17 protein-coding genes are annotated in these 19,268 nt (G+C 47.2%); 5 read left to right on the top strand and 12 right to left on the bottom strand.

Features of this window, described 5'->3' with window-relative positions; all coding sequences use genetic code 11:
* Positions 1 to 166: 166 nt before the first annotated feature.
* The 6 genes from PPRES148_RS03075 to PPRES148_RS03055 form a co-directional block, all read right to left on the bottom strand.
* Positions 167 to 415: a hypothetical protein gene (locus PPRES148_RS03075; protein WP_149453181.1), complete on the bottom strand. Its 249-nt coding sequence runs from the start codon at positions 413 to 415 to the stop codon at positions 167 to 169.
* A 52-nt stretch (positions 416 to 467) separates the two neighbouring features.
* Complete coding sequence (gene queF, locus PPRES148_RS03070; RefSeq protein ID WP_246142948.1) at positions 468 to 953, bottom strand: preQ(1) synthase; 486 nt, start codon at positions 951 to 953, stop codon at positions 468 to 470.
* Between the two features lie 430 nt (positions 954 to 1,383).
* Positions 1,384 to 1,548: a hypothetical protein gene (locus PPRES148_RS10740; protein WP_187820481.1), complete on the bottom strand. Its 165-nt coding sequence runs from the start codon at positions 1,546 to 1,548 to the stop codon at positions 1,384 to 1,386.
* Between the two features lie 396 nt (positions 1,549 to 1,944).
* On the bottom strand, positions 1,945 to 2,184 hold the full coding sequence (locus PPRES148_RS03065; RefSeq protein ID WP_149453180.1) for a hypothetical protein: 240 nt from the start codon (positions 2,182 to 2,184) through the stop codon (positions 1,945 to 1,947).
* Positions 2,185 to 2,917: 733 nt separating this feature from the next.
* Positions 2,918 to 3,130, bottom strand: coding sequence for a hypothetical protein (locus tag PPRES148_RS03060; RefSeq protein WP_149453179.1), 213 nt, complete (start codon positions 3,128 to 3,130; stop codon positions 2,918 to 2,920).
* Positions 3,131 to 4,456: 1,326 nt separating this feature from the next.
* On the bottom strand, positions 4,457 to 5,389 hold the full coding sequence (locus PPRES148_RS03055) for a proline dehydrogenase family protein (RefSeq protein ID WP_149453178.1): 933 nt from the start codon (positions 5,387 to 5,389) through the stop codon (positions 4,457 to 4,459).
* 98 nt (positions 5,390 to 5,487) lie between these two features.
* On the opposite strand from PPRES148_RS03055, the gene pruA reads away from it, so the two are divergent.
* The 4 genes from pruA (at position 5,488) to PPRES148_RS03035 (ending at position 9,553) form a co-directional block, all read left to right on the top strand.
* A complete protein-coding gene (gene pruA, locus PPRES148_RS03050) occupies positions 5,488 to 7,008 on the top strand; it encodes an L-glutamate gamma-semialdehyde dehydrogenase (protein WP_149453177.1) in 1,521 nt (506 codons plus the stop codon).
* 404 nt (positions 7,009 to 7,412) lie between these two features.
* On the top strand, positions 7,413 to 8,021 hold the full coding sequence (gene uptA / locus PPRES148_RS03045; RefSeq protein WP_149454209.1) for an undecaprenyl phosphate transporter UptA: 609 nt from the start codon (positions 7,413 to 7,415) through the stop codon (positions 8,019 to 8,021).
* A gap of 58 nt (positions 8,022 to 8,079) precedes the next feature.
* Positions 8,080 to 8,340 (top strand): twin-arginine translocase TatA/TatE family subunit, encoded by a 261-nt coding sequence (tatA, locus tag PPRES148_RS12785; RefSeq protein ID WP_149453176.1) that lies wholly within the window; start codon positions 8,080 to 8,082, stop codon positions 8,338 to 8,340.
* A 319-nt stretch (positions 8,341 to 8,659) separates the two neighbouring features.
* Positions 8,660 to 9,553, top strand: coding sequence for a hypothetical protein (locus tag PPRES148_RS03035; RefSeq protein WP_149453175.1), 894 nt, complete (start codon positions 8,660 to 8,662; stop codon positions 9,551 to 9,553).
* A gap of 951 nt (positions 9,554 to 10,504) precedes the next feature.
* Here the strand turns inward: PPRES148_RS03035 and PPRES148_RS03030 are convergent.
* Positions 10,505 to 10,798: a hypothetical protein gene (locus PPRES148_RS03030; protein ID WP_149453174.1), complete on the bottom strand. Its 294-nt coding sequence runs from the start codon at positions 10,796 to 10,798 to the stop codon at positions 10,505 to 10,507.
* Between the two features lie 202 nt (positions 10,799 to 11,000).
* Between PPRES148_RS03030 and PPRES148_RS03025 the strand changes: the two genes are divergently transcribed.
* Complete coding sequence (locus PPRES148_RS03025) at positions 11,001 to 13,139, top strand: transglycosylase domain-containing protein (protein WP_149453173.1); 2,139 nt, start codon at positions 11,001 to 11,003, stop codon at positions 13,137 to 13,139.
* A gap of 487 nt (positions 13,140 to 13,626) precedes the next feature.
* On the opposite strand, the gene PPRES148_RS03020 is transcribed toward PPRES148_RS03025, so the two are convergent.
* From PPRES148_RS03020 to PPRES148_RS03005, 5 genes are all read right to left on the bottom strand, one after another.
* Positions 13,627 to 14,604 carry a pantoate--beta-alanine ligase gene (locus tag PPRES148_RS03020; protein WP_187820476.1) on the bottom strand — a complete coding sequence of 326 codons (978 nt, stop codon included), beginning with the start codon at positions 14,602 to 14,604 and terminating at the stop codon, positions 13,627 to 13,629.
* A gap of 266 nt (positions 14,605 to 14,870) precedes the next feature.
* Positions 14,871 to 15,422 (bottom strand): pantoate--beta-alanine ligase, encoded by a 552-nt coding sequence (locus PPRES148_RS03015; protein ID WP_149453171.1) that lies wholly within the window; start codon positions 15,420 to 15,422, stop codon positions 14,871 to 14,873.
* A 258-nt stretch (positions 15,423 to 15,680) separates the two neighbouring features.
* Entirely contained in the window at positions 15,681 to 15,836 is a 156-nt protein-coding gene (locus tag PPRES148_RS10725; RefSeq protein WP_187820474.1) for a hypothetical protein, read from the bottom strand.
* A 1,258-nt stretch (positions 15,837 to 17,094) separates the two neighbouring features.
* Positions 17,095 to 18,135, bottom strand: coding sequence for a substrate-binding domain-containing protein (locus PPRES148_RS03010; RefSeq protein ID WP_149453170.1), 1,041 nt, complete (start codon positions 18,133 to 18,135; stop codon positions 17,095 to 17,097).
* Positions 18,101 to 19,201, bottom strand: a complete 1,101-nt coding sequence (locus PPRES148_RS03005) for a bifunctional 3-deoxy-7-phosphoheptulonate synthase/chorismate mutase (RefSeq protein WP_246142884.1) — start codon at positions 19,199 to 19,201, stop codon at positions 18,101 to 18,103. Before PPRES148_RS03005 ends, PPRES148_RS03010 begins: the two co-directional genes overlap by 35 nt.
* Between the last annotated feature and the right edge of the window lie 67 nt (positions 19,202 to 19,268).

Raw genomic sequence — 19,268 nt, 5'->3', positions numbered from 1 at the left:
GAAAAATCATGGGAAAAACCCTTACCCGATCCCCATTACGATGGATCCACCACAGGGTCGATGAACTGAAGCGACAACGCGACCCTTATGCTAGCACAAGTGCCCCCTTCATGGCAACTAAAAGGAAGATCCACCTGCGTTTACACAAAAATTTCACCGTGATTCCCTATTCACTTGGGTTCAAACAAACTGCCCTACTCCCTACAGAAAGGAACAATTCATACCCATCTCTCGTCATGATTCTCCCCACTTGCCCATCCCATCGAAGAAAGCGCCGCCCCCTGCTCATCAGGAACACGCTATCGCGTCGCAATGATGAAATACCTGTTTTCAAACGAAATTCCACCCAAGCTAGCTCTATTTTTACCCGACAGGTCACGATAACAAGCGTGTCACTGTTCTTAATACTATGCATATACCAACCGAAAGATTCCTCATTTTCTCAATCTCACATAACGCATCCACACTCAACGATTATCTATCCCCTCGGGCCACAAATCCTGCCCTGCTAAGCGCGCCTTGGCCATATCCGCCCATGCAGTTCCCGGACGACCAAAGTTCGCATAGGGATCAATGCTAACCCCATCCCTCGGCAGGAAATTACCCCAGACCTCAATATACTGGGGATCCAATAATCTACGAAGATCTTTCAAAATAACAACAACACAATTCTCATGAAAGTCACCATAATTACGAAAACTAACCAGATAAAGCTTGAGGGACTTTCTTTCCACCAAATGGGCATCGGGAATGTAGCGAATACACAACGACGCGTAATCTGGCTGTCCAGTTTGGGGACACAGGGTGGTAAACTCAGGGGTATTTAATTTCACAACGTATTCAAAATCACGATTCTGGTTGGGAACACTCTCCAACAATTGTGGATCATATTGTTGTGAATACACGGTTTTCCTTCCCAGGGCTCGTAACCCGCCGATATCCCCATCCGACAATTCCAATCGTGTAGGAGTGGAGGATAACGGCAAAACAGGGGGGAACGGGGGGAAATCCCCCTTCTTCACATCCCCTTCCCTTGCTTGTTGTCCACCAGAAAGGGGGGAACCATCGAAACTAGGGGTGTGAATGGCTTTGGATCCATCCGTCTTGCACATCCCTACCCAGCGCAGTTTAGGCGGGAAAGGTTCCTCCGTACACAGTTTTTGGATTTGCCTATAGACGACTTTAGTCACCCGCCCCTCCCTAGGGGTGGAACTTCCGTCGTTTTTTTTTGAAAATTCAGTTATATTATCCAGCAACCCCTGGTTGTAACAGTCGCAAACTGCATGTTCCTCCTTATGGAACTCCGTGAGCATATGTTCACTACTCAAATCATTTCCCCCCATGCAAAAAAGATGATCCGACAACTTGGACCGCGAAACACACTCAAGCCAAGCCTAGCAACACCCCCGATACAAAAAGAACACGTGTGCCATCACAAAACGCTCTACGAACCCGGTACAGCCCCCAATTCCTCCCTTCCACCCTATCTGATCTATCATTCTCACCAAACACGCGCGGGGACCCTACCCCGCCCACTACCACATTCACTCACGCCTCCCCGAATTGTAACGAATCCAAAAAAACATTGCAATAAAGGAGTACCTAGTATGAGGGATACGGATGCGGACAACCCTCCACCCACATCTATGAGTAGTACCACCCCAAATTTTGCTTATTGATGTGGATAATCGCATAATAGATTCCCCTGCAGAAAAAAGGTATCAAACTCATTAGAATATTTTTGTAAATTAAATAAAATTTTTATAAAATATTCATATTATTAATGAGTATAAAAGAAGTCTGTATAAGTATTTCGGTCGTAAGTACCTTAGGGTTGAAAGGTGCCCCTTTCTGGGGGAGTGCACCTGAAAATTTGGGGATCTTGTCGAGTAGACCCGGCATTTCAGCCGAGTCCCTCACAGAACTGGACGTGATACTCTCGCATCATCCAGCTCTTCCCATCCCATCCCAATCTTCAGACCCTTTGGGTCCTACTTCGATTATGGGGATATTGCTCCGAGGTTCCAGTGATCTCCTCCAGTGGATTTCCACTAAAGTTGTCGGTAGATAGGTCATCCCCCACGGTTCATCCCGACGTTCGGGACCCACATCGGTTTTGACATGGACTATACCTTTCGATGCGTCTTCGGCTGGTTCGCTTTCGCTGATCTCCCCGATTCCCACCTGACAGGGTCATGCCCTGCCTTTTCCTAGATCGCTCACCACCGGGGTGTTTCCACACCAGCGTCGAGTAGACCCGGCATTTCAGCCGAGTCCCTCACAGAACTGGACGTGATACTCTCGCATCATCCAGCTCTTCTCATCCCATCCCAATCTTCAGACCCTTTAGGTCATACTTCGATTATAGGGATGTTGCTCCGAGGTTCCAGTGATCTCCTCCAGCGGATCTCCCACTAAAGTTTCATTTTACTGTCCTCCTCAGGATGAGTCAGCCCCTTCGCTCCACTCCCATTACAGAAGCTTCCACACTACTATGAGCTGATCCGACTTCGTGCACGGAACCTCGGTTTATCCTCGGTCTTTCCATCTGGCGACAGCCGGACGCCGTACGACGATCTCTCAAGTTCCGACCAAGAGCCTAAATCGGGTTCATCCCGCCTGTACACCGCATGCCACCGGGGCAGAAGATAGGTCGTCCCCCACGGTTTATCCCGACGTTAGTGCCCCACCTCGGTTTTGACATGGACTACGCCTTTCGATGCGTCTTCGAACGGTTCGCTTTCGCTGATCTCCCCGATTCCCACCTGACAGGGTCATGCCCTGCCTTTTCCTAGATCGCTCACAACCAGGGCACTTTACCCCAGCAGCACTAGGCAGTTTGTAACCTGCTACCTACCAGCCGGTTACGAAGGGCCGAGCAACCTTCATCTCTTGAACGACTTCTTGACACACAGCACTAGGCGGTTTGTAACCTGCTACCTATCAGCCGGTTACGAAGGGCCGAGCAACCTTCATCTCTTGAACGACTTCTTGACACACGACCCAACTTCGGACCTGGAATATCCTTAGGCGGTTTTTTCCCAATTCTGGATTGCAAGGATGAATTAGGTGGGACCCACTTTCCCCCATAATTGGTTTGTTTATTTTTTTTATTCAGTTTATTGTACACGAACCCATGCCGAAGAACATCTGCCTCTATTATTTTATAAAATAAATAGAAACAAAAGTATGTGATTTTTTTCTATTATTTATATAAAATTATTGAATGAATTTCTATTTTATTTTATGTGTAGTAGACACTATAGTAGTCTTATGAAACATTCTGGAAATTTCCCTCCTAATTGTTTTCTAGGTGGCTATTGCGACGTACGATAGCAAGGTTCTTATAGTTCCTCCAAATCCAAACCCCAAAACATTGGCAAAAGTCAAGCTTGGTGGCACAGTTCTTTCCCTCTATAAGAGCATGGGTAGCCTTGCCGCCCCGATGGTAATTTGCAATGGACTGTTACCCCCTCTATAGGATCCCTGCACTTTTTCTAATGTTCTTGTAGTCGTGCTGTAACCCTCTCTCCTGATGAGGGCGTGCAGATATATTGTGGGCCCCGGTAAAAGTGGGATCATCGGTGTCATACCATTTTCCAGAATCCTCTATAAATTCGTGGTCTTTCCCAAGTTTATGCCAATCTGCAAGTGGATGATCCCAACGGACAACAATTTCCAATTATATTGAAGATTTTACCAGGAAAGTACCCTGATTTTAGATTGTTATGTTCATCTTCAAAAATATATGTATATTTTATTTCTATAAATATCATTAAGCAATATCGATATCCATAAACAAATTTTTGAGTAGTACTACTCATAGATGTAAATGGGAAGGGTTGTTCGCACCCCTCAGAGGACAGCATAAACCAAAGGAATTGGGGGGAAATCAGAGGTAATACTGCATAGGAATAAAATAATAATATAACTTGTTTGTAATTTACATATTATTTATATTTAAGATTAATGAAGGAAGGATGAAGAACAAGAACGAATTCTTCTTTATATATAAATTAATAAGAAAATTATACTTAAAAAATACGAGGGAATGTTCCCCAGAAGGGACAAAAATTAGGATCAAAAATTCCCTCGAGAAAAGTACATACGCACCCTTCATACGCCGCCCGAAATATCCTTTACATTGGCTGTATCCACCGTACTAGGCCCGTACTGAGCTTGGTGCATATTTCTGTCTACATAAAAATAATTTTTTATGAATATGTTCGTACGGCGAAGAATCATATCCGTATTTCTGTGAAGTTTATCATACCTTAATTAGAATGTATTCAATCACAAAAACCAGAATGCATCCACAATGAATAAAGCAAACGTTAGGCTATGCGATAGATACGGAACCAATTACAAAAATTACATGAAAAAATATTCAAAGATTAGAACCCTCCCACTCCTTACCTAATGAAAATCCAAAAACCCAAGGAAACCCGCACCATTGTCATTTTCGAAATAAGTTGTGCAGTACGAACCAGGCATTGGCTGGTCGCTCTGCAATGCGACGCATGAGATAGGAATACCAATCCACTCCATACGGAACATAAACACGAACGGTATAACCCTCCCGAACCAAACGTTTTTGTAACTGGGTGGCAATGCCATAAAGCATTTGGAATTCATACATTTCCTTAGGGATATTCTGTTGTTGTATCCAAATTCGCAAGCGTTGAACCAACGCCTCATCGTGTGTCGCTAAGGCAACATGCACACCAGAACGCAAATAAAGATGGGCAATATGCTCAAAATTGGTATCCACATCGGACTTCCGGGGGAAAGCTACACGGGGGGATTCCATATAAGCTCCTTTTACAATACGGGCCCTAATACCCTTCTGTATCAAAGCCCGAGCATAACCCCCTGCATCACGAAGACACGATTGCACCACCGTACCTACCTGGGATGAACCAAAACAATCTGCCAACCTCTCCGTAATTTGTAATGTCTGTGGCAAACGTGAAAAATTCTCCATGTCAATTCGAACAAAAATGCCCAATTGCTTTGCATATCTAACAATTCTTTCCATATGACGCCAGATGATAGACTCCCCCAGATCCAGGCCCAACTGTGTCAACTTAATGGACACATTGACACGCGATACTATCCGTTGTTCCGCAATCGCATCCAACGATGTTACAAGCGCATCCGCCATCTTCTGGGCCATACCCTCATTCGTTACACCCTCACCGAGATGATCCAGTGTAACTCGTCTGCCATCCGCATTGATCCCCTTTACAACCTCCATAACCTCCGCCAAGTTCACCCCTGCAACGAAACGAGCAGCACCAAGTTTCATCCCATGGCGACTGACAAGAGAGGATAGCCAGGGCTGTTGTGCTACGCCAACGACGGCCCTATGTAACCACGACATAATCATCCCCCCATTTCATGATGAGAATGGTACAGTAGACCTTGACACACACCCAACCCGATTCCCAATTCCCCAGGTTCAACCCTAAAAGGAGGTTTTCCAAAATGATGCCATTTAGAAATGAACCGTTCTCTCCCTACAACGGATCTGCCATCGACAGGGTAAGAAAAATCCTCAACAGGGAATATGACCTTATCCTTGCGGAAAGAAAGGTAACCACATCGCAAAAGATCACTTCCTATAGCCCCTCCCACCCAGAAATTATCATCGGCACAGTGGGCGCCGGTGATGAGGGGATAACTGAACAGGCCATCCAAACGGCCGCAACCTCCTTCAATGAGTGGAAACGTGTATCTGCTTCTGCCCGCGCTAATATTCTACTCCGTGCTGCCTCACTGCTTCGTAGGCGGCGCGACGAATTCTCCGCATGGATGGTTTGGGAAGCAGGAAAGACATGGACAGAGGCCGATGGTGATACTGCAGAAGCCATCGATTTCCTAGAATTCTACGCACGATCCATGCTGGAATTATCCCAACCCCATCCCCTTACCCCCCATCCGGGTGAGAGAAACGAACTCTACTACATCCCACTAGGTGTTGGGGCTATCATTACACCATGGAACTTCCCCCTGGCCATCATGGCCGGTATGACAGCATCCGCTATTGTTGCAGGTAATACAGTAGTATTGAAACCCGCCTCACCCACCGTCGTCCTAACCATGCAATTCCTTCAACTCCTTCAGGAGGCAGGACTTCCCGCCGGCGTCGTAAACTGCGTACCAGGGGACGGCCCTGTGGTAGGTGAGTATCTGGTGAAACACCCTGACATACGCTTCATATCCTTTACCGGATCCCGCGATGTCGGAATACGCATCCAACAATTGGCTGCACATACTGCACCAGGACAACGGTGGTTGAAACGGGTCGTTTCTGAAATGGGGGGTAAGGATGCCATTGTAGTGGACAAAAAGGCAGATCTGGACCTGGCTATTCACTCCATCGTTGGTTCGGCCTTCCACTTTGCTGGCCAGAAATGTTCTGCCTGCTCACGTGCTATCGTCCATGCTGACGTTTATGATACAGTTCTACAAGGTGTCGTGGAACAAACAAAGAAACTGAAGGTAGGACCATCCGAAGATCCAACCGTGCATGTAGGCCCTGTGATCACCCCCCTGGCAAAAGAAAAAATCTTAGCCTACATGGAAATTGGCAAAAAAGAAGGTGTTCTCCAAATCGGAGGCCATGCCATAGAAGGGGGAGGTAACTTCCTACAACCCACCGTTTTCAGCGATGTAGATCCCACTGCACGCATCGCACAAGAGGAAATCTTTGGTCCCGTAGTTGCCTTCCATCGTGCTTCCTCCTTCGATCATGCGCTCACAATCGCCAATGATACCGAATATGGCCTCACAGGCGCTGTGATCAGTAACGACCGTACCCATCTCGAAGAAGCACGTGAAGTGTTCCACGTAGGTAATCTCTATTTCAATCGCCGATGCACAGGTGCACTCGTCGGTGTCCACCCCTTTGGTGGATTCAATATGTCAGGAACGGACTCAAAGGCAGGAGGAAAAGATTATCTCCTACATTTCACGCAAGCAAAACTCGTATCGGAGGCTTTCTGAATCCTGGATTCCCTTAGGTTGCTTCAAGCGGCGCCAACCTATGGCCCCATCCCACTTGTTCCCCCCTATTTTCCTCCCACATCAATAGAAAATACCCGGGGGATACGGTAATTGGTGGGAATAAACCTGATTCCCCTAGAACTACCCCACCCCATATCACTTACTTCTATAAAACAAAACATGGGGATAGGGATATAAAGAACAGAAAAACCAACATTCCCCCAGCGAATGATGAAAATGTGTCCTCCCAAGATCATGAAATCATCATCGACCCCCGCCCCGTACACAGAAAAAACATTCCCATAGAGAAAAAAGATCATTGGGGTTGTAGTATAATGGTCCCTACGATCATTCCTTATCCCTATGGTATGCAAACAAATGGAAAGGGGGCAGGGGGGCCTTTGATGAGCAATGGCACAAACGTTCTTGTGGAATGGATTCAGAACCTGTGGGACTTGCTCCGTGATATGGGCTACTACGGCATAGCATTAGGGCTTATGGTCGAAGTAATACCCAGCGAGATTGTGCTCGCTTATGGTGGTTATCTCATTTGGCACGGAGAAATCAATTTCTGGGGTGCCTTCCTGGCGGGTACAGTAGGAGGGGTACTAGCGCAAGTTTTTCTATACGGGCTGGGATATCTAGGGGGAAGACCCCTTCTAGAAAAATACGGACGTTTTTTATTGATCCTACCTAAACATCTCGACGCTGCCAGCCAATGGTTCACCAGCTATGGAACCATGGCTGTATTTGCCGCCCGCTTTATCCCTGTGGTCCGACACGCTATTTCTATACCCGCTGGCATTGCCCGCATGCCCCTACCACGGTTTGTGATTCTCACCACATTGGCCGTCATTCCCTGGACCCTTGTCTTCTTGTACCTAGGATACAAACTAGGGGAAAATTGGACCCAAATCAGGGCCCTCATTCGCCCCTACCTCCCCTATATCATTGTCCTCACCCTCATCCTATCTACCCTCTGGTGGATAGGGAGAAAAAGAACCAAAATGTGATATCGATTAAGATCGCATGATACAATAAAACAAAATGCAAAGGGGGGGACCCATCCCCATGTCCATCCAGCCACTGGAAGCCCTTATCATTATCGCAGTGGCACTTGTATTCTTTGGTACCAAGAAGTTACCCATGTTTGGGGCAGCCCTCGGAAAAACGATCCGCGAATTCAAACGAGCCGCACGGGGATTCATCGACGATGAGGAAGCGCCTCCATCACAACCATCCCCACCAGAGGCGAAGGCTATCCACCCACAGTCCACCTCTTCCTTGCCGGACAGGGAGAAGGTTTCCCCCACACAGCAAAACACAACCTGATGGTCTAGGGAAATACGAAATGATTTCAACGGGAACATTCCCCTCATAGGAATGTTCCATTTTCTGTTATCTATACCTATTTTTTGATAAAATAATTAAAATATTTCTTATAAAGATGGTCCATAATGGGTAAAACTTCGCATTCCATGGGGAATCCATCGATCTTAGGATGACAATCCACAGGGAAGTAAATTCTACAGATTAGAGCATGCAAAAACATCCCCCAAGGAACTAAGAAAATGGAACCTATCAACAAAGTTCCCCTCAAAGAACCAGAGAAATCTCTTTATTCCAGTCCATTCAAGGAGGGTGACCTTGTGTGATTAGACGAGGTTATAGAATGTCAGCAGCGGGTAGGAATGGGGATCCCCATCGTACCAGGGGTCTAGTAGAGAACACATCACCCGCCCACCATACTAATGGTAAAACAAATTCAGTAAGGACCCCCCATGAAACAGGTGGAAAAACACCAGATAAAAACTATGAAAGTAAGGAAACATGGGAGGAACAGGAAGCCAATGAAACCCGGTTCGATGCGGACAGGGGTTGGGAGGAAGACGCCTGGTTGGAACATTGGCGCACCCACCCTGATCAATATTTAGTGACAGCGCTTCCCCTGGAGTTAGTAGAACGAATGAACAAAGCAATACAGAATACCCCACTGAAAAGAACAGAGTTCGTATTGCAGTCTATCGACCAAGCCTGTAGCAATCTGGAATTAGAAAAAATTAGGAAAAACGGTCTAGCAGAAGGGGACCCTGCCAAACTGATCAAGGATCCCCAAACAGGACATTATCGTTGTTTTCCTACTGATTTTTTCTCTGAAGAGGATTTGTACGGATTTGAAGTGATAGAAGGAAAATATTTCCAAAAACCTTGGGCAAAAACGGATGCGGGTTGGATACAAGTCAATAGCGGTTATTTTGAAGCTACGGACGACAGTCATCAGGATGCCCCTTATATCAAAATGGAGAACAATAAGCCCACGGGTTCATGGGAAGCTTACCCCTTCGCTTTTTTCGGACACGACTGGAAATGGGGCATTTATAACAATCCAGACGTCGTTCTTGAAGTCAGGGGACGACAGGAAAGTGAAAGCGGAGACCTCTGGCTAGACATTTACATCAACACCCGCCATGTCGACTCCGTTCGCACGATCCAGGAAGTCCATGATAAAATCATGGACTATGCGGGCTCAACCCATCGCTCTTAGGCAATTTTACCCTTATCTCAATGATCTGTTTCTATAGTACTTATAATAAAAAATGAAATATACCCCCCAATACTTCTATCCCCCCTTCATTCTCCGAAATCTACTGTTTCAGTGGCCATAGATCGGATTTCATCCGTCATGTGTGTAAATTCTTTGGGGTGTGTGTACCGTAGGCTATAGAAACAATGGGGATTATAATGGACCTCTTCGGAGTCGGCGGGTAGGTAGAAGGCTCCGAACCCACCTAACGCTGCTGGTGTGGAAACACCCCAGCGGTGATCGGTTTAGGGAAAGGCAGGACTAAAATTCCCGTCGGGTGTATGTCCCGTAAGCTCTGGTGTAAGCGATGAGGGTTGTAAATGGGCCTTCGGAGTCGGCTGGTAGGTAGCAAGCCTTTTCCAACCACCTACGTACTGAATGAAATACTCCGATGGTGAGCGGTTGGGAACCGGTGGGGATTAGTAGGAAGCTCAGAAAGAGTGAACCGTTCGGGAACGCATCGAAAGGAACCGTTTATGTCAAAACCTAGGTGTAGACTAACAAGTAGGGGAGAGAAAAGTCACAGAAGACGACAACCTATACTTACAATCCGAGCGGCATGCGATGTACAGGGGGGGAATCTAAACGTTTACATTATGAAGCTTAAGGGGTCATCGCAAGGAAAAAAAGTAGCCATTTACATAGTGATAGGACACAGATGGGATCATGCCTGGGGGATTCTTTATGTTGTTGAATACAGGTTCCCCCCGAAACATTGGGCACCTGAGACCAGGTTTTCAAAAATCTTCGCCCACGGCACCGGTCCCCCATTGAGACATCGATTACCACGGGCGTCGGTAATTGGTGTCTCAATGGGGGATACATATTTAATTTTATTATGATATTTTATCATAATTTTATCATTTAGAAACTGTGCAATTTCCTGTAAGGAATGCCCCATCCATACGCTTTTCAACTATGTACTAGACCAGACATGAGAAAGTGAGGGGGAACCCCCTGGAACCGCTGGGATGGTAGGTATTGGGTGGATTGGGAGGACAGAGCTATTTCGCAACACACCCTTGGATTAGAAAACGGATCGTAATCAGAGTGGGAGAAACGATAGGATCGCATAGGGTCCAATAAAGGCAACAACAATAGGACGGACCTCCCGATTTTTCTAAAATTGAGATTACCCTGTACCCAATCAAGATTCCGTGGAATATTTTTAGGAACTCTGAACCCCCACAGCGCAAAGTGGGACATCACCCTAAAAATTCCTACACTCTCAAACTAACCCTTGGAAGCATATTTTTCTTTCCTCTTCTCCCAATGTGTAAAATCGATTGTCATTGGGGCAAGATAAAACCATATCAAGAAAAACAATGCGGTGGGGACCTTTCCACTACCGTCCTTCCCATAACAAAAATAGTCTCGGCTGGAAACCTCAAAGGGGTAGAAGAAAGTCATGACCAGAGATATACACAACAAAACCAAAAAAAAGGAAAGGATCCCCTCTCGTTACGGGCGCTGGCTGCGTTGGATCACTTATATGATCATCCCCCTCTTTATTATGGTCATGGGGGGAGTAGGAACCGTCATCGGAGCTATAGTAGCCATTACCTCCCAAAACAACGCCTGGAGTCGTGAGGACTTCGATCAACGGTTTTCCAATTGGTCACAAACAAGCTACGCCTTCTTCCGTTCAAAAAATCAACGGGAACCTGAGAAGATCGATGTCCTGGTCAACCCCGATCATAGGGAAATGCTCTGGGAAATCAACGATATGTCCCCCTACGTTCACTCTGCAATCCTATCCACAGAGGATCGGGATTTTTATATCCACAGCGGCTTTGTCCTCAGTTCCATCACTCGGGCCACCTATCAGTATCTGAATTCCCTCCTAACCAATCTCCTACATCTCCCCTTCTCCCTCCCGGGAATGAAAAACAATATATCCGGCGGAAGTACTGTAACCCAACAGATAATCAAAAATACAATCCTGGAAAACAGGAAAAAAACGATCAACCGCAAAGCAACAGAAATTCTGACAGCAGCACGTTTGGAGAGATACTTTACGAAAAAGGAGATTATGCTACTCTACTGCAATAGTATTTATTTGGGCAAAAATCTCAACAAAAAACACATTTATGGGTTTGCAGCAGGGGCCAAGGATATCTTCGGTATCCCCGTAGACCAACTCCCACTGGCTCCTGCCGCCTATCTTGTCGGTATGGTTCAAAGCCCCAACCGGTATAACCCCCTAAATGACTCAGAAAATTTATCGGTAGGGCATTTGTCGGCAGGACTAGGAAGAATGCGTCACGTCCTAGAGGCTATGCTCGATAATCACACCATCACAAAGCAACAATACCAGGAAGCACTGAACTTCGATATCGGGAACCTCGTTGCTCAAAAACAACCAGACCCCCCTGCCTCACCCCACTACCCTTTCATCATCGAGGCAGTACAAAATGAGGCAATTCGCATCCTCAACAGCTTACCGTCTACCAAAAACCTAAACCGTAAAAATCTCCACCAAAAGATCACGCAGGGTGGTTACCGAATCTACACAACCCTGGATAAGGATCTTCATAATAGTCTCAACGAAGCAGCACAAAATTTCCCCGCTGCGACAACAAAATTCAAAAACCGTACCTTAAAGGAAAAACTTGGTAGTACACTCATTGATAATAAAACGGGAAGTATTCTTGCATTTGCCACCAGCAACGAATACAGTGGAAATGACCTGCAGAACTATGCACTATACGTACCTAGACAACCAGGCTCCTCCATGAAGGTGCCCCTCGCTTACGGACCAGCCATTGATCTACACATGATCTCCATCGACTCCATTATCGATGATACCCCACTCCAAAAAACAGACTCGTCCAACAACAATTTCTATAGGAACTATGACGACAGGTTTGAGGGACCCATTCCCATCATCCAAGCCCTACGCGAATCAAGGAATATTCCAGCCGTCCGTGTGTTCAAAATGGTAGGAAAAAAGAAAGCAAACGAATACCTAAAGAAAATGAACATGAGCCTTGCTCCCCGGGACGGTGAGGCCTCTGTTCTGGGAGGACTGACCCACGGCTTCACCGTCAGTGAAATGACAGGTGCCTATGCAACTATAGCCAACCATGGAACATTTCAACGGCCCCATCTCATCCATAGCATTGTGAACCTTCACGGTCAGGAGATTTTCAACTTTAAGAAGGATGTTCCCACCGTACCCGTTTTCTCCCCTTTAACAGCCCGACAACTCATTCAAATGATGCTATCCGTAGTAAACGAAGAAGGAGGTACAGGACTCCGAACCATTGGCATACCCCTAGGGGAATTCCACATCGCGGGCAAAACGGGTACCACTAATTCAGAAACCAATCTATGGTTCATTGGTTGTACACCCGAAATCACGTTAGGGGTCTGGAGCGGTTATCCTCTTAATGTGACCTCTGCCGGACATACGCGAGCCATGCAAGCCTTTGTACAGCTTTTTCAAACCATCCAATCCCAGGATCCCACCCTTTCGCCTTCCGGGAATCGATGGCCGGAATGGATGGAACAGAATGATGAAATGTCCCCCTTTGAACCCCCCTGATGCACAAAAACCTGCCCCCTTTGAGGGCAGGTTTTTGCATCCAAAACAAAAAAAAGAAAAATCGATCCTATCTATCCACCCGAACTCACCCCTTGAAACAAATAAAACATAATGAAATGATAATTTTTATGATAGGAATCAAAACAAAAAAGAAAGGGAACCCTCGCCGCTCAAGCCCATCCACCCATCACAACAAATATCGCATCGGGCAACTACTCATGTTCAATTCAAAAATATCGGACAACAACAGGGCACACATTTCCAACACTCTCGATTAAAAACCCTCGGACTACCTGCCTAAAAATGAATCACCCCTGCAGAAACGAATGATACCCGCGAAGACTATGTAAAAAACTACCCATACCTTATAGCCCCCGTCCATCATAACAAACAGGAAACCACAAACGCACCCCTCATGTATGCTCTAGAAAACCCCCCACTAGAAGGAACACCCCCTTTCCACTGTGATTGCATCAACCCGATACCCTTACAATATTTCCCCAGTGTCCAGACCCCCCTCTGTGATCCAAATACTGTCCATCAAATAGGTTGATCCGAGAGAAACCGTCGCAAAAAATACTAGGGGACGAACGGACAAATCATGGGGCACCTCTAACTCCGGGTAGGTACGCAAAGCAACACACTTCACGACAAACGATCTTTGTTCCAATGCAGATTGGCAGTCCCGTTCCATAGTTTCCACAGCCTGTTGAGGATCCATATCACGAAAATGAGAGGATGAACTACCCAACAGATTGCCTATAAGGCCCAATAAAACCCCGTAAAAAACAGACGCCCTTTGCCTCTCCTTCGCCGTGAGCTCACAATTCCGGGAACCGCAAGCTAAACCATCGTGCTCACGCATCACCGGGGTCTTCACCACGCGTATGGGCATATGCAAATCTCTGAACATCCGTTCTACGGTAGCTAACTGCCGCACGTCCCTACGCTCTAAGTAAATAGAATAGGGCTGTACAAGTTGACAAAATTTAAAAATAGCTGTTGCCACTCCATTGACAAACCAGGGATACTCTCCAAAATAGGTGCTCTGCGTAGAATGGACAACCCGGTCCACACCCACACAAGTGGAATACAACGAAATCGGATAAAACTCCCCCACTGTTGGAGCAAAAAGGAGGTCTGCACCCGCCTCACGGGCCTTTCCTTGATCCCCCGCCCAGTCCTTCGGGTAATGCTCATAATCTTCGTCCGATACAAATTGCATGGGATTGACAAACACAGACAGAACCACACGATCATTTTCATGACGTGCCTGCTCCAACATACGCTGATGCCCGGAATGCAATCCGCCCATGGTAGGCACAAAACCCACACGTATAGGGCCTCCCGCCTCATCAACCCAGGACCGTCGGATGGACCGTAGGGTGGCAACCGTTGTACATGTCCTCATAGGTAACTCTCCCCAAAAATCGTCCTGTTGGTCCGAATTACGAGGGATAACCAAGGTCCCCCCCCTGGAACCCAAAAACTTTTCTGAGGGCCTTCTCTCCTTCTCCCCGTTCATATACAACCCTCCTACTCTACTCCAGTAACAAAGGAAACAACGATCCCCTATAAAAATGAATCATCAGCAGAACCAACTTTTGGAAAGACTAGGGTATACCAGCAAAAGATCAAATGAGCCTCAGATTCACTCCCCTGTAACCCTCCGGAAAAACCCCCATGAAAAAGACGATGCCATTTCCTCAACAAGAAGGAAAAGTATGGACTTTACAGATCCATCCCACATACCGCCGGAACCCCTACCAAACGAATGGGTAAATATAGATCCTCCACCATCTGTCGGATGACCTCCATCTGTTGCGAATCATCACACTCCCAGTAGAGGGTATGAGGTCGAACCAGCTGACACAATTTCAAAACCTCTGTCGCCACCCCATCAAAACGCCCCCTGAAGTCATCACGCCCATCCTCTGCCACAGGATCCACCATCACACGTGTGGAATGGGAATTCGTATACAGCTCCTCCACTGCAGGGGCAAAAAAAATGTCCACACCCACCCTCAGGGCCTCCCCCTGATCCTTTTCTATATCATAGGAATGACGCCGATACTCCTCCATCGATCCAAAGCGATCTGGACTAGCGAAAACAGACAAAACCACACATTCATTTTCCCGCCGCGCCTGTTCCACCACCGATCGGTACCCCACATGCAATTTACCTATGGTAGGTATAAACCCCGCCCGTATGGATCCTCCTGCTCTCTCAACCCAGTTCCGCTGGGCCGCCTGCAAACTATCAATTGAGGTACATATCTCCATAAAGAAAAAACCATCCTCTCTCTCTTTAGGTAATCAAACCAGGAAACCCACCCCTAACCCCATACACAGTGCTTCGGAAATGAATCCCGAATCCCACAGTGAAAAACGATATCCACCAGCAAAGCCTTCCCGCCGCGTATCCCAGGAAAACGTTCCAACGAGGGTATTCTCCTGCCATCAAACAAACAACAACCAGCCGTTATACACTCCAACATAACGGAAATAGAAGTTTACATCACCCAATGCAACCTCAAAACCTCACCCCATAGGGGAAACATAGGAACGAGCACTGAACAAATCTCCCAGAACATCAATAACCTCTACACAAACCCCAGGGGGAAAACGCCCTATAATCCTCCCGCCGGGAACAAAATCGTCCAACAACCCCATAAACAAACGGAAAGCCACCCCCACAGGACCAGGAATACCCCCCCACAATATCTGCAAACCAAAGTCAAAAAGGGGGGGTCAAATAGGGACCAGAACCCACATACAACAGGAAAACCTCTTGCCCTACGAACATCGGACCAACATTCTGTGAAATACAAACGAGGCTAGTCCAAACCATACGAACAGAATCCTTACCACACAAAGGAATATATGTAAACCTTTCGTCTTCCAGTAGTGTATCACAACCAACTGTATTGTATATTCTTGCGACCAGGGTAAGGAAATGGGGTTGCGCAGGTGGGCACAATATAGGACCATCACAACCACCCTCACTAAAAATAAGAGAAAAATTCCAACATAATACCCCATGTCCTAACAAGCACGGAAGAAAAAAGGTGAGTAGAATTTCCCTCCAGTGGAAAAAGGAATGGGACCTACACCACCATACGAAACCGATCCTTAATCCCCCCGTCATCACAGGGGGAACACCTATGAAATCCCCATCAGCGGGGGCTGGAAAAAGTGAATGAATCACGAACAGGACAGTACATGGGGTGCTAGTGCAAAAAACAAAACCATTCCCTCGATCCAAATTTACCTGATAAATTATTTTATTTTTAATTTTTTCAATTTAGGTATTAGAGAATGAGAAGTAAGCATGGTTGGGACCATGATTGTTGCCGCTGCCATTATTTTGCACCAACACCGGTGCATTAGCCCCTCTACTTACTATTTCCACCCGCAACCCACATACGACCTTAAGCCCATAGTAGATGAAAAATCTACCCCCACGAGAGTACCCTTCAGATCAGGCCCGGTATGCAACCCAAAACATCATCGCAATATACTTGCACCAGGAACCTGTCCCCCAGAACAACGCTATTGAATGTGGCCGTCCCAAACTACATATCTTTAAGATATGGAAATTCGGCAAAAAACGCCCCTTGATCCCCACAAAGTAGTCCCCCTACATTACTACAGATCATTTACATCCTCATAACATTCCTGATCTAATCTACCCATTACTCCCCCAATCAAGGGGGGGGACAAACTATGATCATAAAAGAAACCCCCTTGAACCCCTAGACTATGGTTGGAAAACCCCGGTTCATGTCACCCTAAAGCAACGATAGGAAAAATCATCTGATGAAACGGAGATCATGACTATATACTCTCCAACTATATCATATAGATTGTACGGCTGGGAATAAAATCCACCTAAAAAAAACTAGAAAGAAACAGGAGAAAGGTCCTCGAGAGGGTATCGATATTTTTTTAATATTCAGTCAATATAAATCGAAGGCGTCCATGTACGTAAGCGCGTTGAACCACGCAAAGCAACTCGATGGGGAAGGATAACAGATTTCTCCCCCATGTTCTCCTTGCTCATGTACCCCATCAATAACCGCATTGCAACAGCCCCAACATCATAGAGCGAAACACCTACGGAACTCAACAAGGGCCGCAACTGGTGCGTAAGGAGAGGGTCGCCCAAGCCAATGAGGGAAAAATCCTCGGGCAAACTGCGCCCTAAATCCAAAACAGCATGCAAAGCACCCGCGGACAATGTGTCGTTGGCAACCACGGCCGCCGATAGGGATGGACAAGACCGTAGGAGCTCTTGCATCGCCCGATACCCCGCTGCATAATTAGCGCCACATGCCCTACGTATCCACATCCCATGCGGAACCCGGCCAAGAGCGCGCAGAGCCTCCCTATATCCCTGTTCTTGCGGGAAAATGCCTTCGGCCGTCGCCCCCAGAAATCCTACCTGACGATGTCCCTCTTCCAAGAGAATCTCAGTAGCCTCACGAGAAATTTTCAATCCGTCCGCAGCCACATGGGGTAACAAATCCATGCTATCATACATGGCCATCAAGACCACAGGTACGTCCATAATGGAGAAAAGCGAACGATGAGCAGGGGTAATACTCCCGCCCAAAAAAAGAACACCATCCACGCGCCGCTCACGCAACACACCAATGGAATGAATCTCCCGTTCCGAACAAGTATCCGCACTACTCAATAGGATGCCATAGCCATACATCGCAGCAACATCCTCAACACCCCTTGCCAACTCTGCATAAGCAACCTGGGAGATATCAGGCAACACCATACCTACAAGGGTCGTCTTCTTCCTTGCCAAGCCCCTCGCCACCGCATTGGGACGATAATCAAGCCTTCGAATGGCTTCCAGGACCTTACGGCGCGTGGTTGATTTCACATTCGGGTTGTCATTCACCACACGCGAAACGGTTGCCATAGAGACACCTGCTTCACAAGCTACACTATATATGGTCATGGGCTTCTTTGCCTTCTCCATAGGGCCCTGTCCACCCCATTTGCAGAGCTTTTACAAAAGAGGCGAAATGGGGCAAATCAATCTGCTGTTGCGCATCCGAACAAGCATCAGCCGGCACCGGGTGAACCTCGAGCATAATACCATCCGCACCAGCAGCCAAAGCGGCACGGGAACAGGGAAGAAAAATATCCGGACAACCCGTTGCATGGGCTACATCTACGACAACCGGTAAATGACTAGCCTGCTTCAATAGAGGGATCGCCGCTATATCCAACGTATTACGGGTCGATGTCTCATACGTACGAATCCCCCGCTCGCATAAAACCACCTGATGATTCCCACGCGCCACTATATACTCAGCAGCTAACAACCACTCCTGTAATGTGGCAGCCATACCACGCTTGAGAAGAACCGGATTGCGAATCTCCCCCAATAATTTCAATAAAGCATAATTATGCATGTTCCGTGAACCTACTTGCACAACGTCCACATAGTGCAGCGCTGCCTCCAGATCGTAGGGACACATAACCTCGCTCACCACACAAAGCCCATGGGCATCAGCAGCCTGACGTAGGAGAGACCAACCCTTCTCCCCTAAACCTTGAAAATCATAGGGGGATGTACGCGGCTTAAAAGCACCCCCCCGGAGAAAATGCACGTGATGAACCTCTAAAGCAGCTGCGACAGCAAAGATTTGTTCCTCTGTTTCTACCGCACAGGGACCGGCTATAATCTGCGGCTCACCCGCACACCCTAAGGGGATTCCACGCTTTCCAACTCGTATCACCGTATCGGTAGCCCTGTGTTGACGACTAACACGTAAAGTCGAATCCCCCTTCAAATGCGTCCGGGAGGCAAGGGGATTGGGAGAAAAACAAATGGGTGAACCTACGCTGCAATCCCCCCCCTCCCCTCCCGTAGGGAATCGATTCGTCGACTTTACCATAGTTTCCGCGAGGGATAAATTCGACAGCTTCTCTAATTCCTTCATAAGAGAGACGCGCTCCTGGGATAGGGCCTGCAACTGCGAATCCAACTGCTGCTTTCTTTTGCGCAAATCCTCGCGTGGTACCTCAACGCTCAACACATTCCGCCTCCTAGTCGTTTTTGATCCCCAAGGGGGCCACTTGGGCCATCCGTCGTCCGTGTGAACG

Source organism: Pasteuria penetrans, assembly GCF_900538055.1.
Taxonomy (GTDB): Bacteria; Bacillota; Bacilli; order Thermoactinomycetales; family Thermoactinomycetaceae; genus Pasteuria; species Pasteuria penetrans.
This window is presented reverse-complemented; position numbering and strand designations above follow the sequence as displayed.

Bases quoted from the DNA above. Each gene is read 5' to 3' on its own strand.
- PPRES148_RS03075 (WP_149453181.1), bottom strand. From the start codon at position 415: ATGCATAGTATTAAGAACAGTGACACGCTTGTTATCGTGACCTGTCGG.
- PPRES148_RS03055 (WP_149453178.1), bottom strand. From the start codon at position 5,389: ATGATTATGTCGTGGTTACATAGGGCCGTCGTTGGCGTAGCACAACAG.
- pruA (WP_149453177.1), top strand. From the start codon at position 5,488: ATGATGCCATTTAGAAATGAACCGTTCTCTCCCTACAACGGATCTGCC.
- uptA (WP_149454209.1), top strand. From the start codon at position 7,413: ATGAGCAATGGCACAAACGTTCTTGTGGAATGGATTCAGAACCTGTGG.
- tatA (WP_149453176.1), top strand. From the start codon at position 8,080: ATGTCCATCCAGCCACTGGAAGCCCTTATCATTATCGCAGTGGCACTT.
- PPRES148_RS03030 (WP_149453174.1), bottom strand. From the start codon at position 10,798: ATGTCCCACTTTGCGCTGTGGGGGTTCAGAGTTCCTAAAAATATTCCA.
- PPRES148_RS03025 (WP_149453173.1), top strand. From the start codon at position 11,001: ATGACCAGAGATATACACAACAAAACCAAAAAAAAGGAAAGGATCCCC.
- PPRES148_RS03015 (WP_149453171.1), bottom strand. From the start codon at position 15,422: ATGGAGATATGTACCTCAATTGATAGTTTGCAGGCGGCCCAGCGGAAC.
- PPRES148_RS03010 (WP_149453170.1), bottom strand. From the start codon at position 18,135: ATGGAGAAGGCAAAGAAGCCCATGACCATATATAGTGTAGCTTGTGAA.